The sequence below is a fragment of the Micromonospora sp. WMMD1102 genome (assembly GCF_029626265.1).
In the GTDB taxonomy this organism is placed as follows: domain Bacteria; phylum Actinomycetota; class Actinomycetes; order Mycobacteriales; family Micromonosporaceae; genus Plantactinospora.
The window spans coordinates 7,837,533-7,858,390 of the sequence record NZ_JARUBN010000001.1; the positions used below are offsets into that span (position 1 = coordinate 7,837,533).

Sequence of the window (20,858 nt, forward strand, 5' to 3'; positions counted from 1 at the left end):
CCGGCATGCCGGCCGAGAAGTCGATGAACTTCGGCCCGTCGGCCCGGCGGCTGCTGGGCCTGCTCCGGCCGCACCGGCTCGCGCTGGTCGCGGTGGTGCTGCTGGCGGTCGCGAGCGTCGGGCTGTCGGTGGCCGGGCCGAAGATTCTTGGGTACGCCACCGACGTGATCTTCGCCGGGCTGATCGGCCGGCAGCTGCCCGCCGGTACCACCGCCGAGCAGGCCGCCGAGGGTGCCCGGGCGGCCGGCAACGACGGCTACGCCGAACTGCTGCTGAAGATGGAGGTCGTCCCCGGCGTCGGCATCGACTTCGCCCGGCTCGGCCAGGTCCTGCTGCTGGCGGTGCTGCTCTTCCTCGCCGCCAGCCTGCTCGGCTGGCTACAGGGCTACATCCTGAACAACGCGGTGCAGGCCACCATCCGGCGGTTGCGGTCGGACGTGGCGGCGAAGCTCAACCGGCTGCCACTGCCGTACTTCGACGGTCAGCCCCGGGGCGAGCTGCTCAGCCGGGTCACGAACGACATCGACAACATCGCGCAGAGCCTGCAACAGACGCTCAGCCAACTGCTCACCTCGCTGCTCACCGTGATCGGCGTACTCGGGGTGATGTTCTGGATCTCGCCGCTGCTGGCCGTTGTCGCACTCGTCGCGGTGCCGGTGTCGGTGCTGGTCACCAAGCAGATCGCGAAACGGTCGCAGAAGCAGTTCATCGCACAGTGGACGCACACCGGCGTGCTGAACGGCCAGATCGAGGAGGCGTTCACCGGGCACGAGCTGGTGAAGGTCTTCGGCCGGCAGCGCGAGGTCGAGGCGGCCTTCGGGGCGAAGAACGACGAGCTGTTCAAGGCGAGCTTCGCCGCCCAGTTCGTCTCCGGGATCATCATGCCGTCGATGATGTTCATCGGGAACCTGAGCTACGTGCTGATCGCGGTGATCGGCGGGCTGCGGGTCGCCTCCGGGGCGATGACACTGGGCGACGTGCAGGCGTTCATCCAGTACTCCCGGCAGTTCACCCAGCCGTTGACCCAGATCGCCTCGATGGCGAACCTGCTCCAGTCCGGGGTCGCCTCGGCGGAGCGGGTCTTCGACGTACTCGACGCCGACGAGCAGAGCCCGGACCCGGCCGAGCCGGCCCGGCTGACCGACCGGCGCGGGCGGGTCGAGTTCGAGCACGTCTCGTTCCGGTACGAGCCGGACAAGCCGCTGATCGACGACCTGTCGCTGGTCGCCGAGCCGGGGCACACGGTGGCGATCGTCGGGCCGACCGGGGCCGGCAAGACCACCCTGGTCAACCTGGTAATGCGCTTCTACGAGCTGGACGCCGGGCGGATCACCCTGGACGGGGTCGACCTGACCGAGCTGCGCCGGGACACCCTGCGCGGCGAGATCGGCATGGTGTTGCAGGACACCTGGCTGTTCGGCGGCACGATCCGGGACAACATCGGGTACGGCGACCCGGAGGCGAGCGAGGAGCAGATCCTGGCGGCGGCGCGGGCGACCTTCGTCGACCGGTTCGTACGCAGCCTGCCGGACGGCTACGACACGGTGATCGACGAGGAGGGCAGCAACGTCAGCGCGGGCGAGAAGCAGCTCATCACCATCGCCCGCGCCTTCCTGGCCGACCCGTCGCTGCTGATCCTGGACGAGGCGACGAGTTCGGTGGACACCCGGACAGAGGTGTTGCTGCAACGGGCGATGGCGGCGTTGCGGGCCGACCGGACGAGTTTCGTGATCGCGCACCGGTTGTCGACCATCCGGGACGCCGACCTGATCCTGGTGATGGAGCAGGGTCGGATCGTGGAGCAGGGCAGCCACGACGAGCTGCTCACCGCGCGGGGCGCGTACCACCGGCTCTACCAGGCCCAGTTCACCCAGCCGGTGGCCGACGTCGAGCCGGCGGTGCCGGCCGGTGCGGCCGGGGTGCCCGCCGGGGCACCCCGACAGCGAGCCTGAGCCGGGATCGCGGGTTCGGCGACACCGAGCCGGCGGGCGCGCTGCCGACGCGCCCGCCGGCGCTGTCCTTCAACAATGTTGAACCGTAAGGTTCAGTGTTGTACGGTGAACCGCATGGTTCAGCAAGAGGTACTCGATCGGGTCTTCGGCTGCCTGGCCGACGCCACACGCCGACAGGTCCTGGTCCGGCTCGGCGACGGGCCGGCCACCATCGGCGAACTCGCCGAGCCCGCCGGGATGAGCCTGACCGGCATGAAGAAGCACGTCCAGCTGCTCGAAGACGCCGGCCTGGTGGTGACGGAGAAGGTCGGCCGGTCCCGGCAGTGCCGCCTCGGGGAAGCCCCGCTGGACGACGCGATGGCCTGGATCAACTTCTACCAGCGCCTCTGGGTCCGCCGCCTGGACGGCCTGGACGCCTACCTGACCCTGCGACGAGGCACGAAGGAACAGGACTGATGACACTCGACCTGCGCACGACCCGACACCTCCCGGCCACGCCGGACGAGGTCTTCGACGCATACACCGACGCCGAGAAGCAGAAGATCTGGTACGGCATCCTGGACGAACAACCCGGCATCGTGGAGATCGAGGTCGACCTCCGGATCGGCGGCCAGCAGACCGCCGTCTGGGGACCGAGCCCGGACATGCTGTTCCGGGAGACGCAGACCTTCGTCGAGATCGACCGCCCGCACCGGCTCGTCACCGAGTCCACCGGCAGCAGCCCGGACGGGCAGACCATGACTACCCGGGTCGAGGTCACCTTCGAGGAGCGGGACGGCGGCACCCTGATGACCGTCGTGCAGAGCGGCTTCCCCGCACCCGAGGTCCGGGACTTCTTCGTCGGCGAGGTGTGGCAGGGTGCGTTCGCCCGGATCGAGGCGTACCTGGTCCGGGAGCACGGCCGGGCCGGCTCGGATGCGTAGGCTTCCCCGGCCCGGCATCGTCGGGCTCGCCGTCGTCGCGGCGGTGCTGGGCAACCTCGTGCTCTACGCCGTCGGCCGGGCGGCCGGCGGCACGTTCCGGTTCACCACCCCACAGGGACCGGCCGAGGTCGACGCGCTGACCGTCGCCGGCTTCAGCGCCGTACCGTTGCTGGTCGGCCTCGCCGCCGTCGCCCTGCTGGCCCCACTCGCCGGCTGGATCAGCCGGGTCGCGACGATCGTCGGCGCGGCGCTGGCGGTCGTCACGATCGCGGTGATGACCCTGCCCGCCGACCTGGATGCCACCAGCAAGACGATCCTGGCCCTCTGCCACCTGACACTCGTCCCGATCATCCTTGTCGCGGTACCCGCCCTCGACCCACGACGCCGGGCCGGGCCGAGTCGGGGCGCGGCTTGATCGGGCGTCGCCAGCGCGGGGCCGGACCTGCCGCCCGACCTCGCAGCCGGGAGTTCAGCACGGAGATCTCCGGCTACGGGTGGAAGCCGTGTTCGACCAGGTCGCGGACCTGAGTTTTGCCCACCGCCGCAGTGCTATGAGGCGGTTGTCCGGACATGTGCGCGTTCGCCCTGCTTGCCGACGAGGCTGAGGAACTCGACGGGCCCCGCGCTGGTGGCTCCGAACCAGTGCGGGGTTCGGGTGTCGAACTCGGCGGCCTCGCCGGGCCCGAGGATGAGGTCGTGCTGGCCGAGGACGAGGCGGAGTTTGCCGCTGAGGACGAAGGCCCAGTCGTAACCTTCGTGGGTGCGCAGCCGGGGCTCGTCGTCGTCGCGTCCGGTGGGGAGGACGAACTTGTAGGCCTGGATGCCGCCGGGACGGCGGGTCAGGGGAACGATGATCCTGCCATCGGTGGTGGGTATCGGCCGCATGTTGATGCGTGGGTCGCCGGTCTGCGGTGCGTCGACGAGTTCGTCGAGGGTGACGCCGTACGCGCGGGCCAGGGGTAGTAACTGTTCGAGGGTGGGAAGCCGGAGGCCGGCTTCGAGTCGGGACAGCGTGCTGATCGAGATGCCGGTTCGATCGGCGAGGTCGCTCAGGGTGATGTCGCGCCGTTGACGGAGCTGTTTGAGGCGTGGTCCAACGGCCGCGAGGGTGTGTCTGGTCGGGTCGTCCATGCAGCCATTTTGCCATTCGGCAAAACTCTTTGCCACATCGTCGGACTACTCCGCATCCTCGAGGAGCCGGTGCCGAAGGGCAGCCGCGCTCTCGACCGGAGGTCGGCCAGTGACAGGCCAGACGAGTGAGATTCGCGCTGTGGTGATCGTGCGAGGCGGCGCGGCCGGCCTCAGCGCCGCCGTGCCGCTGACCCGGGCACGTCGCACGGGAGCCGTGCGGCACGACCCGGGCCGGGCCGTGGCAGTAGGCCGGGACTCCGTCGTCACCGGGGGAGAAGCTCGATGACGCACGCGTTCGACAGGCAGTACTGGGACCAGATCTGGCGGGGGGACCGGGCCCAAGCCATGGCTGCCAGCCAGGCGAACCCACATCTGGTGCGTGAGGTCGGCGATCCGCCGCCCGGAACAGCCCTGGAAGCGGGCTGCGGTGCCGGAGCCGAGGCGATCTGGCTCGCCACCCGCGGCTGGCAGGTCACCGCCGTCGACATCGCCGCCGCGGCGCTGGCGCACGCGGCCGGACGCGCCACCGCCGCCGGTGTGAACGGCAAGGTGAGATGGGTCGAGGCGGATCTGTCCACCTGGCAGCCGCCCGGCCGGTACGACCTGGTCACCACGCACTACGCGCATCCCGCGATGCCGCAGTTGGACTTCTACGACCGCATCGCGTCCTGGGTCGCCCCCGGCGGCACCCTGCTCATTGTCGGCCGCCTGCACCACCGCGACCAGAACTCCATGGCCGGCCACGACCACGACCACGACCACGGCCACGGCCACGACCACGGTGGGACCGAGCCGCCTGCCTCGGCGTCCGTGACAGCCGCCGACATCACCGGCCGCCTCGACCCGGCCGGGTGGGAGATCGTGACCGCGCAGGAGAGGCACCGATCCCTGCCCGGTCCCGGCGGCCACACGGTAGCCGTGCACGACGTCGTCGTCAGAGCCCACCGCCGGCACTGACCCCAACCATCCGACGACGCCGGGAGCCGACAGCTCCCGGCGTACTGCCCCCTGCCTACCCGAAGGAATCCCATGACCATCAAGCCGACCCCGACCCCGACTGCGGCCGGTCACGCCACGGTCGACGACCCGCGCCAGCGCCGGACGATCCTGGTCGCGGTCTGCGTGGCACTGATGGCCGTGATCGCCTCGGTCACCGGCCTGAACGTCGCCCAGCCGGAACTCGCCGTCGAGTTCGACGCCTCGCAGAGCGAGGTTCTGTGGATCATCAACGTCTACACCATGACGCTGGCCGCACTGCTGCTGCCGCTTGGCGCCCTCGGGGACCGGCGCGGCCGCAAGCCGATGCTGCTGATCGGTCTGGTCATCTTCGGCGTGGCGAACGTGGCCGCCGCCCTGGCGACCTCCTCGCAGATGATGCTCGCCTCCCGGCTGCTGTCCGGTGTCGGCGCGGCGATGATCATGCCGGTCACGCTTGCCGTGATCACCTCTACCTTTCCCGAGAAGGAAAGGGCCAAGGGCATCGGGATCTGGACCGCGGTCGCCGGCGGCGGCGGCATCCTCGGCATGTACCTCTCCGCGCTGCTGGTCGACGTCGCCACCTGGCGATGGCTCTTCGCCCTACCCGTCGCGCTCGTCCTGGGATCGGTCGTCATGGTCGTCCGCTCCGTCCCGAACTCCCACCGGTACAGCGGGCACCGCTTTGACACCGTCGGCTCGGTGACCTCGGTCATCGCCGTACTCTCCCTGATCTTCGTGCTGCACGAGGGCCCGGTGATCGGATGGACCGAGCCTGCCACGCTGCTCGGGCTCGCCAGCGGTCTCGCCGCCACGACCGGCTTCACCGTCTGGGAACTGCGTCACCCGGCGCCGCTGCTCGACATCCGGCTGTTCCGCGAGCGTGGCCTGGCCGGCGGATCGCTCGTGCTGCTGGCGGTCTTCGGCGTACAGGCGGGCATCTTCGTGGTGCTCTTCCCGTTCCTGCAAGCCGTGCTCGGCTGGTCCGCGCTCCAGGCGACCCTGGCGATGATGCCGATGGCGCTGGTGATGATGCTCGCCTCCGGTCTCGCCCCGAAGGCCGGTATCCAGATCGGCGGCCGCGCGACCATGGCCGCAGGCATCCTCGTCGGCGGCGCCGGACTCGCCATGATGGCGATCCTCGTCTCCGTCGACGGCGGCTACCTCTCCGTGCTGCCCGGCATGCTCGCCATGGGTCTGGGCATGGGCCTGTCCATGACGCCCGCCACCGAGGCGATCACCGGCTCGCTGCCGCGCGAAAGCCAGGGTGTCGCCTCCGCACTCAACGACGTGACCCGCGAGTTCGGCACCGCCATCGGTGTCGCTTTGCTCGGTGCGGTCCTCTCCGCCGGCTATCAGAACGCGATCGGTACCCGGCTCGACGGCGTGCCCGCCGAGGCGGCCGACACCGCCCGGGAGGGCGTCGCGAACGCCGTCGCGGTCGCCGGTGACGCGGGGCCACTGGCCGAAGGACTGCTGCAGGCTGCGAAAGAGTCGTTCGTCGACGGCTGGCAGCAGGCCATGTGGGCCGGAGCCGTGGTCATGGCCGTCCTCTTCGTCTACATCGTCGTCCGAGGACCCCGCCGTGGCACGGCAGCCGACGACATCGCCGCAGACGAATCGGAAACCTCGACCGTGGTCACCAGCTAGCCCGAACCGGCGCTGTGCGGCGGCAGGGCGGCACCGGCGACGAAGACATGCGTCACCGGATCTGTCCCGGACGAGCGGTCGGGGCCCGCCTCGAAGAAGAGTTGCCAGGTGGTGTCGTATCAGGGGGTGGCCGTTCGTGGAACGAGTGTGCGGCGGCCGGCTGGCCACCGCACCCCGAGGAGTCGGGGAAGGCCCCCGTCCGGGCACCGAGAGGAGACGACAATGGCGGAGTACCTGATCACCTTCAACGACGAGTGGGTGCCCGAGCACACGGCGGAGCAACTGCGCGCGAAGGGCGTAGCCGGCTGGGCCGTGGTCGAGGAGATGCGGACCGAGGACGTCCTGATCTTCAGCAACGGCGCGCTGGACCGCTCCACCGCGATCTGCAGTGTCGAGTCGGTCGACGGCGAGCCCGTCTTCACCGACGGCCCGTACGTCGAGACCAAGGAGCACCTCGGCGGCTTCGCCGTGGTGGACGTGCCCGACGACGAGACGGCACGCTACTGGGCCGGCCGGCTCGCGACCGCGCTCGACTGGCCGCAGGAGGTGCACCGGTTCCCGGGCCGCGGGGAGGCCCGGCGTAACGGCTCCGCGCAGAGGTGACCGTCGAGCAGGCGATCACCCGTGCCCACCACGAGGAGTGGGCACGGGTGGTCGCCGCCCTCGCGCGCCGGTTCGGCGACCTCGACATCGCCGAGGATGCGACGGCCGAGGCGTTCCTGACGGCTGCGGAGCGGTGGCCGCGCGAGGGCGTACCGGCCAATCCCGGCGGTTGGCTCGCCACCACTGCGGCCCGCAAGGCGATCGACCAGCTCCGTCGCGAGTCGCAGCGCGACGCCAAGCACCGAGCGGCCCGAATCGTGTACGACGACACCCCCGCCGAGCCGACCGGCCCGGTCGGGGACGACCGGCTCAGACTGGTCTTCACCTGTTGCCATCCGGCGCTCGCGACGGAAGCCCGGGTGGCGCTCACCCTGCGCCTGCTCGGCGGCCTCACCGTCGCCGAGATCGCCCGCGCCTTCCTGGTGCAGGAGACCACGATGGCGCGCCGGATCACCCGAGCCAAAGCGAAGATCAAGGCGGCGCACATCCCCTACCGGGTGCCGTCGGCCGACGACATCCGCGAGCGGCTCGCCGGCGTACTCGCGGTCGTCTACCTCGTCTTCAACGAGGGCTATCTCGCCAGCGAGGGGGACGACCCGGTCCGCGTCGACCTCACCGACGAGGCGATCCGCCTCGCCCGCCTGCTCCGCACCCTCCTCCCGGACGACGGCGAGGTCGCCGGCCTGCTCGCCCTGATGCTCCTCACCGACGCCCGGCGGCCGGCGCGGGTGTCCCGCACCGGTGAGCTGGTGACCCTCGACGAGCAGGACCGTGGCGCCTGGGACCGCAGCCTGATCGCCGAGGGGAGAGCGCTGCTCCGGGAGCGGATCGCGGCGGTGGCGGCCGGCGGCGACCCGGCCGGGCGCTACCAGGTGCAGGCCGCGATCAACCTGGTCCACACGGATGCCCCGTCGGCCCGGGACACCGACTGGGCCACGATCGCCACCCTCTACGACCGCCTGGTGCTGCTCGACCCCTCGCCGATCGTCCGGCTCAACCGGGCGGTCGCGGTCGCCGAGGTCGACGGCCCCGGGGTCGCGCTCGCCGAGGTTGACCGGCTCGCCGAGATCCTCGACGGCTACCACGCCTTGCACGCCGCCCGCGCCGACCTGCTGCGGCGGCTCGGTCGCGGCGGCGAGTCGCGGGTCGCGTACGACCGGGCGATCGGCCTCGCCGGCAACCCCGCCGAGCGGGCCTACCTCACCCGCCGCCGCGACCAGCTCGCCAGCTGACCGGAGACTTCGACACCTGACCCCGGACTTCGACACAGAGCGGTGCCCGGCGGTCAGGTCGGTGCGGACCGGATGGTCTCCACGACCGGACGCCTGGTGGCGGCCATCGCTGGGACGGCTACCGTGGGCTCGTGGATGATGCCGGTGCCGTCCGGATCGGCTGCATGCCTGCCGCGCCTGGGGCGCGGGTCATACCCCTTACGGTCGAGTGGACCGGCTTGTCACACCTTCAAGATGTCCACGTCGTAGAGTGCCATCGACGAGTCGCGGGAGGCCACCGTCATACCCTCGACGCTGGCCTGTGCCACGAGCATCCGGTCGAAGGGATCTCGGTGGTGTGGGGGTAGACGACCGGCCGCGATCGTGTGTGCGTTGGTCACCGGCAGCTCACCGAAGCCGATGTCCCGTACCTGTTCGGCGAGGTCGGTCGGGCCGGCGAGCTTCCCGACGGCCTGCTTGACGGGTGCTAACGATTCCCTGGAGGTCGCACCGGATCACAGTTGGGCCCATCTACCCGCCCAACAAGACCAGATGTTTGCTCGTAGGCACGTTCCCGGCGCCGACTGGCACCGGAGGTCGCCGCCGAGCGCGACGGGTCGACCCGACGGCTACCACGTCTTCCACGGGGCGCCGCGCCCGGCTCGCCAGCTGACCCGAGACCTCGGCACGACGGTGCCCGGCTGTCAGGTCGGTGCGGACCGGAGGGTTTCCACGACCGGGCGCCGGGTGGCGAGCATCGCGGGGACGGCGGTGAGCGCGGCGACGGCGAACAGGACGCCGATCGCGGTGCCGACCAGCCAGGAGTTGGGTGGTCGCTGGACCTCGGCGCGGCTGACCAGATCGAGGAGTCCGATCCCGGCCGGGATCCCCGCGACGACGCCGGGTACGGCGGGAAGCAGTTGCGCCACCGCCAGGCCCAGGGCGGCCTGTGCGGGCGTGGCGCCGAGCGTCCGGGCGACGGCCAGCGGCTGCCGGGCGTCCAGGACCGCCGTCCAGGTGCTCACGACGGCGTTGACGAGCGCGAGGACGCACAGCACGACGACCACGACCAGCAGGGCCTGGTCCATCCGCTCGGTGCGGGGGTTGGCGAGTTCCGTGTAGCCGAGGTCGAAATTCTCCACCCGGCTGTTCATGATGAGTACGGCGACGAGCGCGGTCGTGGTGATCAGGGTGTTCACGGTGACCAGCCGGGCCCGGCGCGGCCGGCGGGCGTTGATACGTACCCCGATCAGCAGGGCGGCGGGCAGATGCCGGGACAGCCAGATGCGCCACCACCGGCGGCGCGGCGGCGTCGCGGCGTCGGCCAGCGCGTGCACGGTGCTGGTGGCGGCGGCGCGCACCACAGGCAGCAGCGTCGCCGCCACGGCGATCGTGAGGGCGAGAGCCGTGCTGGCGACCACCGTGCGCAGCGTGGGTGGCTGGGCGTTGACGGAGCCGATGAGTCCGACACTCGGGCGGATCAGTACGGGCGCGGCGAACCAGCCCGCCGCCAGACCGGTGGCGGCGGCGACAAGTCCGATCACCAGGTACTCGGCGAGGTGGACGGCGGCGATCATGGCCGGTCCGGCGCCGACGGCCTTCAGCAGTCCCACCCGGCGGCGCTGGCCGATGATCCGGCCCGCGACGATGCCGGCGACGCCGGCCAGCGCAAGGCCGCTGAGCAGCCAGCTGCCGACGAGCAGGGTCCGCTGCGCGTCGCCGTACAGCCGGCCGTTCAGGTCGTCGATCGCCTGCCAGATGGTGAGCTGGTCGCCGACGGCGTACGCGGTGCTGGCCGCCGGGTCGGCGAGTTTCAGGTTGAGGGTGTACGACAGCGGCCGGCCGCCGGCGAGCCTGGCCAGGTCACCACGGTCGACCCAGACCAGGCCGCCGCGCTCGACCAGGACACTGCCCGGATGGTGCCACCCGGCGTACGGATAGGTGGCCCTGGCGGCGGTCACCGCGGTCCCGACCACGCGCAGCGGAGGGCCGTCGGCGCTGACCGTGTCGTCGGCGCCGACGGCCCTGTCGCCGATGCTGACCATGTCGCCGACGCGGATGCCGAGGGCGTCGGCGAAGGCACGCTCGACGACCACGCCGCCGGGGCGTACCCAGGTGCCGTCGGTCACGGCGGGCCGGTCGATCGACACCGGCGCGGTGTCCCGGCCCTCGACGACGGTCTGCGCCGACGTACCGCCGGCAGTCATCGTCAGGTAGGCGATCGGAAAGGGACCGCTGTGACCGGTGACGCCGGCCGCGGTGGTCATCGGTGCGAGTTCGTCCAGTGCGGCCTGGCCGGTCGCCCGGGGTGTCACGATCACGTCCGGTCCGGCGGTGGCGGCCCGGGTCTGCTGGTACGGCCGGTCGGCGACTTCGTTGAGGGTGAGGCCGAGGGTCAGCGTGGCGGTGGCGGCGGTGATGGCGACCAGCAGCAGGACGGCCTCGGTCCGGCGGCGGCGAAGGTCCCGCACCAGCAGCCGGCAGACGAGCAGGAGGCGGCCGGACATCTTCAGCGCCGCCCGTCGTAGACGGTGCCTGCGGAGGTGCCGGCGGTGGTGCCGGCGTACTGGTTGTCGTCGGCGAACGCGCCGTCGCGCATCGAGATCACCCGGTCGGCGACCGCGGCGATGCGGGCGTCGTGGGTGACCACCACGAGAGTCTGTCCGGCGGCGTGCAACTCCTCGAACAGCCGCAGTACCTCCAGGGTGGCGGTGCTGTCCAGGTTGCCGGTGGGTTCGTCGGCGAGTACGACCAGCGGCTCGTTGCTCAGCGCGCGGGCGATCGCGACCCGCTGGCGCTGCCCGCCGGACAGCGCCGAGGGCAGGTGCGCGGCGCGGTCGGCGAGCCCGACCCGGTCCAGCAGGTACATCGCCCGCTTGCGGGCCCGCCCCGGGGACTGGCCGGCCAGCAGCGCGGCCAGCTCGACGTTCTCCACCGCGGTGAGTTCGTCCATCAGGTGGAACGACTGGAAGACGAACCCGACGCCGTCGCGCCGCAGCCGGGCGAGGGCCCGTTCGCTCATCGTGTCGACCCGGTGCTGGGCCAGCCACACCTGCCCGTCGGTCGGGCGTTGCAGCCCGCCGAGCAGGTGCAGCAGGGTGGACTTGCCGCAGCCGCTCGGGCCCATGACCGCCAACGTCTGTCCGACGGGCACGTCCAGGTCGACCTCGTCGACGGCACGTACCAGTGTGTTGTGCGAGCCGTACCGTTTGGTCAGCCCGCGCGCCCGCAACGCCATCGATCCGGTCATGCCTCCGCCTTCCGCCCAGTCCGACCACGTTCGGTCCACATGCGCTCGCATGCCTCCAGCCACTCCAGGTCGGCGCGCAGCCGGAGTACGACGCCCTCCAGCAGCAGTCCGGCGACCGGGTCCACCGACCGGTCGAGCGCGGCCCGCTGGGTGTCGCGCAGCCGGCGCAGCACCTCGCGCCGCTGCGCGTCGACGAGTGCCACCGGATCAGCCAGCCGGCCGGCGGCGGCGGCCACCAGCTTCAGGTGGAACTCCGTGAGGTCCGGCCTCGGCCAGCTCACCTCGGCCAGCCAGCCCGCGACCCGCTGCTGTCCGGCCGGGGTCAACGCGTAGACCCGCCGGTCGGGCCGGTCCGGCAGGCCGTCGGCCCGCTCCGACGTCACCAGGCCGGCCCTGCCCAGCCGGGTCAGCGCCACGTAGATCTGCCCGGCGTTCATCGACTCGCCCAGCGGGCCGAGCGCGGCACGCATCCGGCCGCGCAACTCGTACCCGTACGCCGGCTCCTTCGCCAGCATGGCCAGCACCACGTCCTGCACCCCAGGCACACCCCTTCGTCGCGGACCGCTAATAGATAGCCGGTAGCTATAGGGCTGTCAAATCTGCTGACAGGCTGTACGGACGCGGCCGCTGACGGCGACAGCGGCTCGCCGCCGAGCACATGGGCGTGCTGTCCGGCTGTCTCTCACCCTGCTGCACCGGCCGCAGAGAAAACGTGTGGCGGATCACGGCGGCCGGTGCTAGCTTTCGGGAGGCCGTGCGAGAGACCGAGGAGGTGGTACCCGTGAACGTTTCGACATGGGTGCTCCCCTCCGGGGTCACGGTCGGACGATAGGTCGTCCGGGAGCGCCGTTCACGAGCACTCCCGAAGGGCACGACCACGCGATTCACCACCGAGCAGTGCCTCGACGGCGGCGTCCTCGAACGCGAATTCACCCTCGGCGAGATCCCCGGCATCCTGTGGACGCCCGGATCCGCATCCGCATCCACACCGGTCCCGCTGATCCTGCTCGGTCACCCCCCGCTGGGACTGCGCAGGATGTACCCCCGCCTGGTGGCGCGGGCCCGGCTCGCCGCGGCGGAGGGCTTCGCCGCGGCCACCATCGAGCTGCCCGGTAGCGGTGACCGGCCCCGGAGGCACGGGCCGCCCTGGACGCCCTGCTGTCGCTGCCCGAAGTCGGTGGCCCGGTCGGGTACTCGGGGGGAGTGATCTCCGTCGGCATCCGGCTTGCGGTGGTCGAGCCGCGCATCGTCGCCGCCGGCCTCTTCGCCGGGAGTTTCGTGCCGCGTGCCATGTTCGAGGAGGCTCGACAGGTCAGCATTCCGCTGCATGTCCTGCTGCAGTGGGACGACGAAGGAAACGACCGGCAGACGGCCCTGGACCTGTTCGACGCCTTCGGCTCCAGGGAGAAGACGCTGCACGCCAACATGGGCGGACACACCGGTGTCCCGCAGTTCGCCGGGGAGGACGCGGCCGGGTTCTTCGCCCGGCATCTCCGCTAGTCGCGGGCCGGGCCCCGCCGGCAGGCGATCAGGCAGTCCTGTCCCGCTCTTCGAACCATCGGCGTACTGCCCCGACGTCGTTGTCGGTCAGTCCCAGATGCGGGTCGACGCGGTGCAGCAGCGCACGCCATCGACGTCGAGGAAGATCAGCGGTCGGGGCACGGCCGAACCGTACCCTCAGAATCGTCAGCCTGTGGCCCGAGCCCGCCGCTCGCGCAGCCAGACCAGCAGCACCATGGCGACGTTGACGGCGCCGAGGATCAGCAGGGACGCGTCGCCGGTGTCGGTGGACCGGTCGATCGCGAAGCCCTCGCCGTCCGCCATCACCGTGTTGACGGTCGTGAACAGGACGTTGTTGGCGACGTGGAAGGCGACCGGCGCCTCGATACCGCGGCTGATGATCGCCATCAGGTCGGTGCTGATCCCGATCAGGGTGTAGTATCCGAACAGCCAGGGGTCGGCCGACCCGTGGACCACGGCGAAGCCCAGGCTGGAGACGACGAGCCCGACGACCAGGGCTGGGCGGACCGCCCGCACCCAGGATGCGGCGGCGGGCAGCACGGCGCCGCGGAACATCAGCTCCTCGCCGACGGCCTGGATCGGGGTGCTCAGCAGGACGATCACCAGCATGGCGACCGTCGTGCCGGTGACACCGAAGGCGGTCCAGCCCGGGGCCTCGGGTGCGACCAGCGCCACGACCCCGATCCCGGCGCTGACCAGCAGCGCCGCTCCGATCAGGTAGTAGGTCAGGCGGCGCGCGTCGAAGGCTCGTGGTGAGCTGATCAGGCTGCGCCACGGCACCTTGGCGATCCACACCAGGAGCAGGATCGCCAGTACGCCCGCCGTGCCCACACTCAGGTTGACGGCCAGGAACTTCAACGGCGTGAAGGTGGCCGCCATCGGGTCGTCGCTGTTCTCGATGACGCCGACGAGCAGGTAGAGCAGCACCTGGAGGAGCAACATCGCCAGCGGCGGCACGACGATGACCACGAGCGGCTTCCACCAGCTCATCCGCAGGTGGGCACCGAACGGTCGGGAGCTGTCGACGGCTGGTCGGGAATTCGGCTGCGTCAGGGGACCCGAACTGTCCGCGGCAGGAGTGTTCGGGTGTCGCGTCGTGTCTCGGGGCCCACCGGATCTTGGTGCGTCCATCGGGAGAGGTCCTTTCGGGGCTCGAACCGGTAGCTGGGCTCACCAGCGGACACCGTGCCGTTGGGAAGCACATCGAGCCGTCGGATGGCAGCGCCGTTCGGTGCGACGACCGGCGTGGTGGACATGCCCATCCATTTCAGCGCTCGGCGGGCTGTCCGGGCAGTGCCACCACGTCACCGGTTCGCCATGACATCCTGCGGGCAGACACATGACGGCCCGGGCACCCTGGCCACCGCCGGCCACACCAGCTCGCTGGGGTACCGACCATGAAAAGACGGATCATCATCGCCGCGTGCCTGCTGCTCGTCGGCGTACTCGGGGCCGCAGGCACCGTCGTGTACCTCGCCTTCGGCCGGCCGCCGGCCAATCCACCAGCCGAAGCCTGCGCCGACGGCCGCAGGCCGGACGCGCGTCCCGCAGTCGTCGCGGCCGGCTCCAGCTCGATTCAGGGCAGGCTCGGCGCGGACTGGGTGGGCGCACTTCGCGAACGGCCCGAACACCGCGAGTACGAGTTCGTCAACGCCGGCATCAACGGCGACACCAGCGCCGACCTGCGCCGGCGGGTCGACACCGACATCGTCGCGTGCCGCCCCAGCGCGGTCATGATCCTGATCGGCGGCAACGACGTGCGCGATGGTGTACCGCTGGATCAGTACCGGGAAAACCTCGATGCGATCGTCGAGCGGGTCAAGTCCCGCACCACCGCCCGGATCGCGCTGCTGTCCCTGCCGCCGCTGGGCGAGGACCTGGACGCCGCCCTCAACCGGAAACTCACCGCGTACAACACCGTGATCAGAGAAACCGCAGCCCGTGCCCAGGTCGACTACCTGCCCGTACACGAGCAACTGGCCGACCTCCTGAGGCAGCGCGGCGGCGACCCCGCACCATACGATTTCAGCTTCCTGCTGGCCTTCGGCGCAGCGGCCCAGCACTACCTGTTCGGTCAGAGCTGGGACGAGGTCTCCCGCAACGGCGGGCGCGAACTGCACGTCGACCACATCCACCTCAACGACCGAGGCGGCGCGATCATCACCGAACTCGCCGCTCAATGGCTGACCACCGCCAACTGACCTCGCACACTCTCCGGCAGTTCCGGGCGCCGACTTGGCATTTGGAGGTCGGCCACCGAGCGTGACGGGCCGAGCTGACGCGACGTACGCGGGTTGCGGCAGAAAGAGTGCGCCCAGGCGCTGTCAGGAGAGTCGTCAGGAGCGGCCAGGCACCGCGGTGTCGACGAAGGCATGGATGAGCTCGATATCGCTTCCCCAGGCTTCGAACACATCGGCGTGGCCGTGCTGACAGGCCAGGGTCTCAACCGCAGGAAACAGCCGCAGCGAAGCCGTTCCGACGCGATCCGGCACAAACGCTGCGTTCCATAGGTCGGGAAGCGGGAAGCTTTCTGCTGTAGCTCCCACCGTAGGTGCTTGTTGTAGGGACGAAGTCAGCTCGGCGATGCCCCCGTCCAGGCGGTCCAGCAACACCTTCGCACCGCGATAGGCATACCGTTGCCAGTGCGTAGATGTGTCGGCGAGAGCCTCCACGGTGCAGACCACCTCGTCCAGCGTGTCCGTGCGGGTGCTGTGCCGCCAGGGCTGCGCCTGCTCCGCAACCGCAATCGTCACGTCGTAGTCGGACCGGAAGTAGAGAGCGGGGACCGAAATACGGCTGCTGCGCCGGGAACGCCGAGTTACGGTGCTTCCGATGCAGGCGTACGAGGCCCAGCGGGCAACACAGGCAGCCATGTCGATCGCCTCGTCGCTCGGCCTGACCGCCCACTACGCCGCCGTCCTGCACAACTCGAACAAGCTCACCCTGCGTTTGCAGCCCTGCGACGTGCTGGCCCGGGTGGCACCGGCGGCACATCAGTGCGCCCAGCTTGAAGTGGACATCGCTCAGCAACTGTCCGAGGGCGGAAGCCCGGTGGCCGCGCTGAAAGCCCCCGAGGTCTTCGTCCGGGATGACTACGTGGTCACCCTGTGGACCTACTACGAAACCGTGACTCCGCAAGCGATTCCACCCGCGGACTACGCCAGAACGCTTGAACGCCTGCACGCCGGAATGCGCCGGGTCGAACTGCCCACCCCGCACTTCACGGACCGGGTTTCCGAGGCCCAGACGCTCGTGGCCGACCACGACCGGACGCCGAAGCTGGCCGGCGCGGACCGGGTCTTTCTCGCCGGCACGCTAGACCGCCTGCGCGGAGCGGTCAGCGACAGCGGCCGACCCGAACAGCTCCTGCACGGCGAACCTCACCCAGGCAACCTGCTCTCGACCCCGACCGGCCCGCTCTTCGTCGACTTCGAGACGTGCTGCCGGGGACCGATCGAGTTCGACCTGGCCCACGCACCCGACGAGGTCGGAGACCAGTACCCGGGCGTCGATCACCACCTGCTCCGAGATTGCCGGACCCTCGTGCTGGCGATGATCACCACGTGGCGCTGGGATCGCGACGACCAATTCCCGGACGGCCACCGGCTCGGCATCGAGTGGCTTGGCGGACTCCGGGATGCGACGGCCCGATAAATCACCGTGCCCCGTCGTCGGCTGATCCCGGCGCCGACTGGCACCGGAGGTCGGCCAACGAGCGTGACGGGTCGGGCTGAGGCGGCGTGCGCCGGATGCGGCAGACCCGGACATTTGATCTTGGCGAGCCGTACGGCAGCCAGGAAGGCGCCGCCGCTGGCTCGGCTCGGCGGCGTTGCCTTCCGGGTCATCAGCCGATCGGATGACCGAAGGCGACGATCGGCTATTTCCATGTGCGACGGGCACCCTGCGACGCCTAGGAAGGAGGCATGACCAACGAGGTGACCGTTCCCCTGCTGCCGTGCGCATCCATTGACGACATCGAAACCTTCTACGGAGTTCTCGGTTTCCGCACCACGTACAAGCAGCGCAAGCCCAACGCGTGCGTGGGGGTGCAGCGGGAAGACCTGCAGCTACAGTTCTTCGAGATCGCCGGATTCGACCCGGAGCAGTCCTATGGCTCCTGTCTGGTCCTCACCGCCGACATCGAGGGACTACACCGGGCATTCGCCGCCGGCATGCGCGCCGCGTACGGCAAGGTACTGGTCTCCGGAACGCCGCGGATGACCCGGCCCAGGGCGCGGAAGAACGTCGACGGGTTGGGCGGGTTCAGCGTCATCGACCCGGGCGGCAACTGGATCCGCGTCTTCCGGAACGCCGCCACGGCCTCCGCGCCGGCCACCACATCTGCCGGGCGGCTGGCCAAGGCCCTCGCGAATGCCGTCGTGCAGGCCGATTCCAGGGGAAACGCCGGACAGGCCGTCCGGATCCTCGACAGCGCGTTGGCCCGCCCGCAAGCCGACGACGACCCGGTCGAGCAGGTGGAGGTCCTGGTCTATCGCGCCGAACTCGCGATGGTGCTGCACGATCCGAAGACCGCGACCGAGATGCTGGCCCGCGCCCGGTCCGTCACGCTCACCGAAGACGAATCCGAAAGGGCGGCATCCGCCTTCGACAACGCCGTCGAACTCACCGCAGCACTGCGCTGACTCACCAGCCGAACGGCTCGCTCGTCTCTCCACATGATCGGACGCCGCGCCGGCGCCCGTAGGTCGTGACGCTCTGTGACCCGCGACGCAGCCCGCCGCCGCGTCTGCCTTGCGGCGGCCAGACCCGGGCGCAGGCCGGCACCGAGGCCGTCCACGAAGCGTGACAGCTTCGGTTGGTGGCGGCGGGCACGGACATGGCTGAGGGCAGCCGCTTCAACCTCCCGCGCCGGCGGCGGCTGCCGCTGCTGCTGAGGCCGTACGGGCGTCGTCGATGATCCTCTGGATCGCGTTTGCCGCCCACACCGATCGTCGGAACTCGGCGAAGCGGTTGCGCACCTGCACGGGTCGTAGATCCGGCAGGACGTGTTGTTCCCAATTCAGTGCGCTGACCAGGCCACACAGCGCGGCTGTCCGTGCATCGACCCGGTCCGACCTCGTCGCGGCCGAGCGTATCTGTTGGCGGGCCTCGGTCTTGGCCGGTGGTTCCGAGCCGTTCCGGGTGGGATATCGGGTCCGGGGCACCACCTTCAACACCTTGTCGGTCTCGCGCCGCAGTGTGCCCGCGTCGACGAGTTGGCTCAGCACAGCCGACCGTACGTTCCTGGTGAGCCGGATGATCCAGTCTCTGGGCTCGCGGGACCGGCGGTCGTGCTGGAGTTGGTGAAGCGCGGCGTCCGTCAGCCGGACACCGGTGGGTGCCGGGTCTGTGACGACGACGTACTTCCCGACAACGTCGATGCGTCCGGCCAGGGCCAGATCCGTGAGCAGCGCGCCGGCCAGGCCGTAGTCGAGGTGCCGGTCGGTCCCCCTGGCCACGCCGTCGTCGTCGTAGCCGAGCAACGCGATCAACTCGGCAAGGGACAGGTCGGCCGCCGGGTCGACGGTGTGCCCGCCGGGAGCCCGGTTCAGTGCGCGTCCAATTGCCATCCAGTTGGCCTGCTTAGCGTCGGCGCATCGTCGCCCGTTCGTCGTCGGCCACCGTGACGGTGACCGGTCCAGGGGCGAAAGGGCATCACAGCTGTGGAGGTAGACGCTATGCACACCAGTCGTTCCAGAGGGCTGCTCCGGCAGCTCGTCGTGGCAGTCGCCGCGGTGGTCGCCGTGACGGCATTCGCGGCCGGCCCTGCGTCCGCGATCGTGCCGACGTCGTCGGGGTCCGCCCCGGGGACCGGCAGCCTGACCGTGGCCGGCCTGGCGGCCGAGGGTCTGACGGGCAAGGGCCCGGCGTCTTCCGGGGCCGGTGCGGAGGTGCACCTGCTGTCGCAGTCGGGCGGCACCGCTCGTGGCGGGCTCGTGCCGGCGGCCACGACCTGCACGGTCAGCATCAGCCCTCCGGTCAGGGCCGGGGCGGCCTCGGCGGCCGTGGACTACTCGGTCTACTGCGACCAGGAGGTGAACAGCATCTACGGCATCATCGGGATCTTCCGTGGCAACGAGTCCACGCCGCTGGGCAACACCATCGACCGGTTCGACCTCGGGCGCTTCGGCGGCGGCTTCCAGATCCAGCGCGCCTGCGCCACCGGCAACCTCTACGCCTTGATGCGGGTGGTCGTGAACTTCAAGACCGGCTCGCCGACGACCATCGACCGCACCTTCGCCGGACCGGCGGCCGCCATCACCTGCTGATCGCGGTACGCGTCGGGGTCGGCGCCCGTCCGGGCACCGGCCCCCACGCATGTGGGCGTCCCCACCTGCCTCGCCACTGTGTTGCCGTTGCGCCAGCCGATCGAAAGGTCGAGGCGGGCTTGACCGGCTCGACGGAACCCGACTGCCGCCGGGAGGGCAGGCCGCCTGGACGGGGCAGGGTCAGTTGTGCTCGCTGGCGAGGGTGACGAAGGCATGCCAGGTGTCAGGGGTGAAGGTCAGCACCGGTCCCTGTGGGTCCTTGCTGTCCCGCACGAGGACCCGGCCAGAGAGGTTGTCGGCCACCTCCACACAGTCCCCGCCGTTCTGACCGCTACGGCTGGACTTGCGCCAGCTCGGCTGCTGGGTCGTCATAGTCATTCACCAACCTGAGGATCAGGGTTCTGGACTGGTCACACGGGAGGGCGACCCCAGCTATAGTCTGCCACGTTCGTTCGAGGCCGGTCACGAGCGACGGTTCCTCTACCACTCGGCCTTCGTAGAAGTCGTCCAGTAGGCCAACCGCTCCACCACCGTCCATGGTCGCCAGCGCGAACGACCCGCTGCGGCCGGCGTGCAAGCCGGCGGTGTCGGGGACGACATGGACGAAGATGTTCGGCCGGGAACTGGTGTCGGCCAGGTGCTGGAGTTGTTCCTTGGCGATCTCGGCCGGGCCGCACCGGGGGGCGGCGGCGTCGATTATGAAGGCGAAGGTGGGGCGGTCCGCCCGGTCGAGGATGGCGGCCTGCCTTTCCATCCGGCTGGTTACCCGTGCCGCCACCTCCTCGTCGGAGAGCATTCCGGTGCTGGCGAAGACCGCCCGTGCGTACGCCTCGGTCTGCAACAGACCGGGAATCAGGGTTGCCTGGAAATAGCGGAGGATCACGGCCGTCTCCTCCAGGTCCCGCCAGGGGCGGAACCAGCTCGGGGTCGGCCGCCGATTCTTCCTGGCCTCGGTGGGATTCTTCCTGGCCTCGGTGGACAGTTTCTGGATCTCGTCCCCGGACTCGAAGAACGCGTCCAGGGCTGCCGCCGTGTCCTGCTTCGGCGAGAGGCGGCTCGTCTCGAATGCCGCGATCAGCGACTTGCTTACCTGCACGGCATCGGCCACCTGGTCCTGAGTGACGCCTCGCTCGGCCCGTAGTCCCTTGAGTCTTGTCGGAAGATTACTCATGTTCAGTGCCTTTCAGTAATCGGCCGTGTTTCGGAATATCCGTTGTTACTGCCCGCCGATTATCTTCCGTCATCGCCCGGTCACGGTCCAGGGTGGATTCAGGCGGAGAAAGCGACAGGCAGAGAAAGCGATGCGGCAGGTCGGGACGGCCGGAATTGAGATGTCTCCGGTTGGCACGAGTCTGATCGAGTTCCGTCAAGGG

21 protein-coding genes and 2 pseudogenes are annotated in these 20,858 nt (G+C 70.2%); 13 read left to right on the top strand and 10 right to left on the bottom strand.

The window, feature by feature from the left end; all coding sequences use genetic code 11:
* Positions 1-5: 5 nt before the first annotated feature.
* From O7626_RS35590 to O7626_RS35605, 4 genes are all read left to right on the top strand, one after another.
* On the top strand, positions 6-1,952 hold the full coding sequence (locus O7626_RS35590) for an ABC transporter ATP-binding protein (protein WP_278066465.1): 1,947 nt from the start codon (positions 6-8) through the stop codon (positions 1,950-1,952).
* A 114-nt stretch (positions 1,953-2,066) separates the two neighbouring features.
* On the top strand, positions 2,067-2,408 hold the full coding sequence (locus O7626_RS35595) for a metalloregulator ArsR/SmtB family transcription factor (protein ID WP_278065354.1): 342 nt from the start codon (positions 2,067-2,069) through the stop codon (positions 2,406-2,408).
* Complete coding sequence (locus tag O7626_RS35600; protein ID WP_278065355.1) at positions 2,408-2,875, top strand: SRPBCC domain-containing protein; 468 nt, start codon at positions 2,408-2,410, stop codon at positions 2,873-2,875. The genes O7626_RS35595 and O7626_RS35600 overlap by 1 nt, the downstream gene beginning before the upstream one ends.
* Entirely contained in the window at positions 2,868-3,290 is a 423-nt protein-coding gene (locus O7626_RS35605; RefSeq protein WP_278065356.1) for a DUF6069 family protein, read from the top strand. The genes O7626_RS35600 and O7626_RS35605 overlap by 8 nt, the downstream gene beginning before the upstream one ends.
* A 134-nt stretch (positions 3,291-3,424) precedes the next feature.
* Here the strand turns inward: O7626_RS35605 and O7626_RS35610 are convergent, their stop codons facing one another.
* A complete protein-coding gene (locus tag O7626_RS35610) occupies positions 3,425-4,006 on the bottom strand; it encodes an XRE family transcriptional regulator (RefSeq protein ID WP_278065357.1) in 582 nt (193 codons plus the stop codon).
* A 282-nt stretch (positions 4,007-4,288) separates the two neighbouring features.
* Here O7626_RS35610 and O7626_RS35615 point away from each other — a divergent pair, with 282 nt between their 5' ends.
* From O7626_RS35615 to O7626_RS35630, 4 genes are all read left to right on the top strand, one after another.
* Positions 4,289-4,963, top strand: a complete 675-nt coding sequence (locus O7626_RS35615) for a class I SAM-dependent methyltransferase (RefSeq protein WP_278065358.1) — start codon at positions 4,289-4,291, stop codon at positions 4,961-4,963.
* A 72-nt stretch (positions 4,964-5,035) separates the two neighbouring features.
* Positions 5,036-6,631 carry an MFS transporter gene (locus O7626_RS35620; RefSeq protein WP_278065359.1) on the top strand — a complete coding sequence of 532 codons (1,596 nt, stop codon included), beginning with the start codon at positions 5,036-5,038 and terminating at the stop codon, positions 6,629-6,631.
* Between the two features lie 222 nt (positions 6,632-6,853).
* On the top strand, positions 6,854-7,234 hold the full coding sequence (locus O7626_RS35625) for a YciI family protein (protein WP_278065360.1): 381 nt from the start codon (positions 6,854-6,856) through the stop codon (positions 7,232-7,234).
* A complete protein-coding gene (locus O7626_RS35630; protein ID WP_278065361.1) occupies positions 7,231-8,466 on the top strand; it encodes a DUF6596 domain-containing protein in 1,236 nt (411 codons plus the stop codon). Before O7626_RS35625 ends, O7626_RS35630 begins: the two co-directional genes overlap by 4 nt.
* Positions 8,467-8,687: 221 nt before the next feature.
* Here the strand turns inward: O7626_RS35630 and O7626_RS35635 are convergent.
* From O7626_RS35635 to O7626_RS35650, 4 genes and pseudogenes are all read right to left on the bottom strand, one after another.
* Positions 8,688-8,927 (bottom strand): annotated as a pseudogene (locus O7626_RS35635) (type II toxin-antitoxin system VapC family toxin); the annotation flags it as partial.
* A 222-nt stretch (positions 8,928-9,149) separates the two neighbouring features.
* Positions 9,150-10,952, bottom strand: a complete 1,803-nt coding sequence (locus O7626_RS35640; RefSeq protein ID WP_278065362.1) for an FtsX-like permease family protein — start codon at positions 10,950-10,952, stop codon at positions 9,150-9,152.
* 2 nt (positions 10,953-10,954) lie between these two features.
* Entirely contained in the window at positions 10,955-11,695 is a 741-nt protein-coding gene (locus O7626_RS35645) for an ABC transporter ATP-binding protein (RefSeq protein WP_278065363.1), read from the bottom strand.
* Positions 11,692-12,240 (bottom strand): PadR family transcriptional regulator, encoded by a 549-nt coding sequence (locus O7626_RS35650; RefSeq protein ID WP_278065364.1) that lies wholly within the window; start codon positions 12,238-12,240, stop codon positions 11,692-11,694. The genes O7626_RS35645 and O7626_RS35650 overlap by 4 nt, the downstream gene beginning before the upstream one ends.
* Before the next feature lie 335 nt (positions 12,241-12,575).
* Between O7626_RS35650 and O7626_RS35655 the strand changes: the two are divergent.
* A pseudogene (locus O7626_RS35655) lies at positions 12,576-13,195 on the top strand (alpha/beta hydrolase); the annotation flags it as partial.
* Positions 13,196-13,381: 186 nt separating this feature from the next.
* Here the strand turns inward: O7626_RS35655 and O7626_RS35660 are convergent.
* Positions 13,382-14,206 carry a CPBP family intramembrane glutamic endopeptidase gene (locus O7626_RS35660; protein WP_278065365.1) on the bottom strand — a complete coding sequence of 275 codons (825 nt, stop codon included), beginning with the start codon at positions 14,204-14,206 and terminating at the stop codon, positions 13,382-13,384.
* 407 nt (positions 14,207-14,613) lie between these two features.
* Here O7626_RS35660 and O7626_RS35665 point away from each other — a divergent pair, with 407 nt between their 5' ends.
* Positions 14,614-15,417, top strand: a complete 804-nt coding sequence (locus O7626_RS35665; protein WP_278065366.1) for a GDSL-type esterase/lipase family protein — start codon at positions 14,614-14,616, stop codon at positions 15,415-15,417.
* Positions 15,418-15,552: 135 nt separating this feature from the next.
* On the opposite strand, the gene O7626_RS35670 is transcribed toward O7626_RS35665, so the two are convergent.
* Positions 15,553-15,969, bottom strand: coding sequence for a hypothetical protein (locus O7626_RS35670; protein WP_278065367.1), 417 nt, complete (start codon positions 15,967-15,969; stop codon positions 15,553-15,555).
* A 79-nt stretch (positions 15,970-16,048) separates the two neighbouring features.
* On the opposite strand from O7626_RS35670, the gene O7626_RS35675 reads away from it, so the two are divergent.
* Positions 16,049-16,870 carry an aminoglycoside phosphotransferase family protein gene (locus O7626_RS35675; protein WP_278065368.1) on the top strand — a complete coding sequence of 274 codons (822 nt, stop codon included), beginning with the start codon at positions 16,049-16,051 and terminating at the stop codon, positions 16,868-16,870.
* 269 nt (positions 16,871-17,139) lie between these two features.
* Positions 17,140-17,859, top strand: coding sequence for a VOC family protein (locus O7626_RS35680; RefSeq protein ID WP_278065369.1), 720 nt, complete (start codon positions 17,140-17,142; stop codon positions 17,857-17,859).
* 213 nt (positions 17,860-18,072) lie between these two features.
* Here O7626_RS35680 and O7626_RS35685 read toward each other — a convergent pair whose 3' ends face one another.
* Positions 18,073-18,786 (bottom strand): GPP34 family phosphoprotein, encoded by a 714-nt coding sequence (locus O7626_RS35685; protein WP_278065370.1) that lies wholly within the window; start codon positions 18,784-18,786, stop codon positions 18,073-18,075.
* A gap of 108 nt (positions 18,787-18,894) precedes the next feature.
* Between O7626_RS35685 and O7626_RS35690 the strand changes: the two genes are divergently transcribed.
* Positions 18,895-19,485: a hypothetical protein gene (locus tag O7626_RS35690; protein ID WP_278065371.1), complete on the top strand. Its 591-nt coding sequence runs from the start codon at positions 18,895-18,897 to the stop codon at positions 19,483-19,485.
* 180 nt (positions 19,486-19,665) lie between these two features.
* On the opposite strand, the gene O7626_RS35695 is transcribed toward O7626_RS35690, so the two are convergent.
* Positions 19,666-19,857 (bottom strand): DUF397 domain-containing protein, encoded by a 192-nt coding sequence (locus tag O7626_RS35695; protein ID WP_278065372.1) that lies wholly within the window; start codon positions 19,855-19,857, stop codon positions 19,666-19,668.
* The gene (locus O7626_RS35700; protein WP_278065373.1) at positions 19,817-20,656 is read right to left on the bottom strand and encodes a helix-turn-helix transcriptional regulator; all 840 of its coding nucleotides are present in this window, start codon (positions 20,654-20,656) and stop codon (positions 19,817-19,819) included. Before O7626_RS35700 ends, O7626_RS35695 begins: the two co-directional genes overlap by 41 nt.
* Positions 20,657-20,858 lie beyond the last annotated feature (202 nt).

Bases quoted from the DNA above. Each gene is read 5' to 3' on its own strand.
- O7626_RS35605 (WP_278065356.1), top strand. From the start codon at position 2,868: ATGCGTAGGCTTCCCCGGCCCGGCATCGTCGGGCTCGCCGTCGTCGCG.
- O7626_RS35620 (WP_278065359.1), top strand. From the start codon at position 5,036: ATGACCATCAAGCCGACCCCGACCCCGACTGCGGCCGGTCACGCCACG.
- O7626_RS35675 (WP_278065368.1), top strand. From the start codon at position 16,049: ATGCAGGCGTACGAGGCCCAGCGGGCAACACAGGCAGCCATGTCGATC.
- O7626_RS35685 (WP_278065370.1), bottom strand. From the start codon at position 18,786: ATGGCAATTGGACGCGCACTGAACCGGGCTCCCGGCGGGCACACCGTC.
- O7626_RS35625 (WP_278065360.1), top strand. From the start codon at position 6,854: ATGGCGGAGTACCTGATCACCTTCAACGACGAGTGGGTGCCCGAGCAC.
- O7626_RS35700 (WP_278065373.1), bottom strand. From the start codon at position 20,656: ATGAGTAATCTTCCGACAAGACTCAAGGGACTACGGGCCGAGCGAGGC.
- O7626_RS35660 (WP_278065365.1), bottom strand. From the start codon at position 14,206: ATGAGCTGGTGGAAGCCGCTCGTGGTCATCGTCGTGCCGCCGCTGGCG.
- O7626_RS35615 (WP_278065358.1), top strand. From the start codon at position 4,289: ATGACGCACGCGTTCGACAGGCAGTACTGGGACCAGATCTGGCGGGGG.
- O7626_RS35690 (WP_278065371.1), top strand. From the start codon at position 18,895: ATGCACACCAGTCGTTCCAGAGGGCTGCTCCGGCAGCTCGTCGTGGCA.
- O7626_RS35665 (WP_278065366.1), top strand. From the start codon at position 14,614: ATGAAAAGACGGATCATCATCGCCGCGTGCCTGCTGCTCGTCGGCGTA.
- O7626_RS35680 (WP_278065369.1), top strand. From the start codon at position 17,140: ATGACCAACGAGGTGACCGTTCCCCTGCTGCCGTGCGCATCCATTGAC.
- O7626_RS35590 (WP_278066465.1), top strand. From the start codon at position 6: ATGCCGGCCGAGAAGTCGATGAACTTCGGCCCGTCGGCCCGGCGGCTG.
- O7626_RS35640 (WP_278065362.1), bottom strand. From the start codon at position 10,952: ATGTCCGGCCGCCTCCTGCTCGTCTGCCGGCTGCTGGTGCGGGACCTT.
- O7626_RS35645 (WP_278065363.1), bottom strand. From the start codon at position 11,695: ATGACCGGATCGATGGCGTTGCGGGCGCGCGGGCTGACCAAACGGTAC.
- O7626_RS35695 (WP_278065372.1), bottom strand. From the start codon at position 19,857: ATGACGACCCAGCAGCCGAGCTGGCGCAAGTCCAGCCGTAGCGGTCAG.
- O7626_RS35610 (WP_278065357.1), bottom strand. From the start codon at position 4,006: ATGGACGACCCGACCAGACACACCCTCGCGGCCGTTGGACCACGCCTC.
- O7626_RS35600 (WP_278065355.1), top strand. From the start codon at position 2,408: ATGACACTCGACCTGCGCACGACCCGACACCTCCCGGCCACGCCGGAC.
- O7626_RS35595 (WP_278065354.1), top strand. From the start codon at position 2,067: ATGGTTCAGCAAGAGGTACTCGATCGGGTCTTCGGCTGCCTGGCCGAC.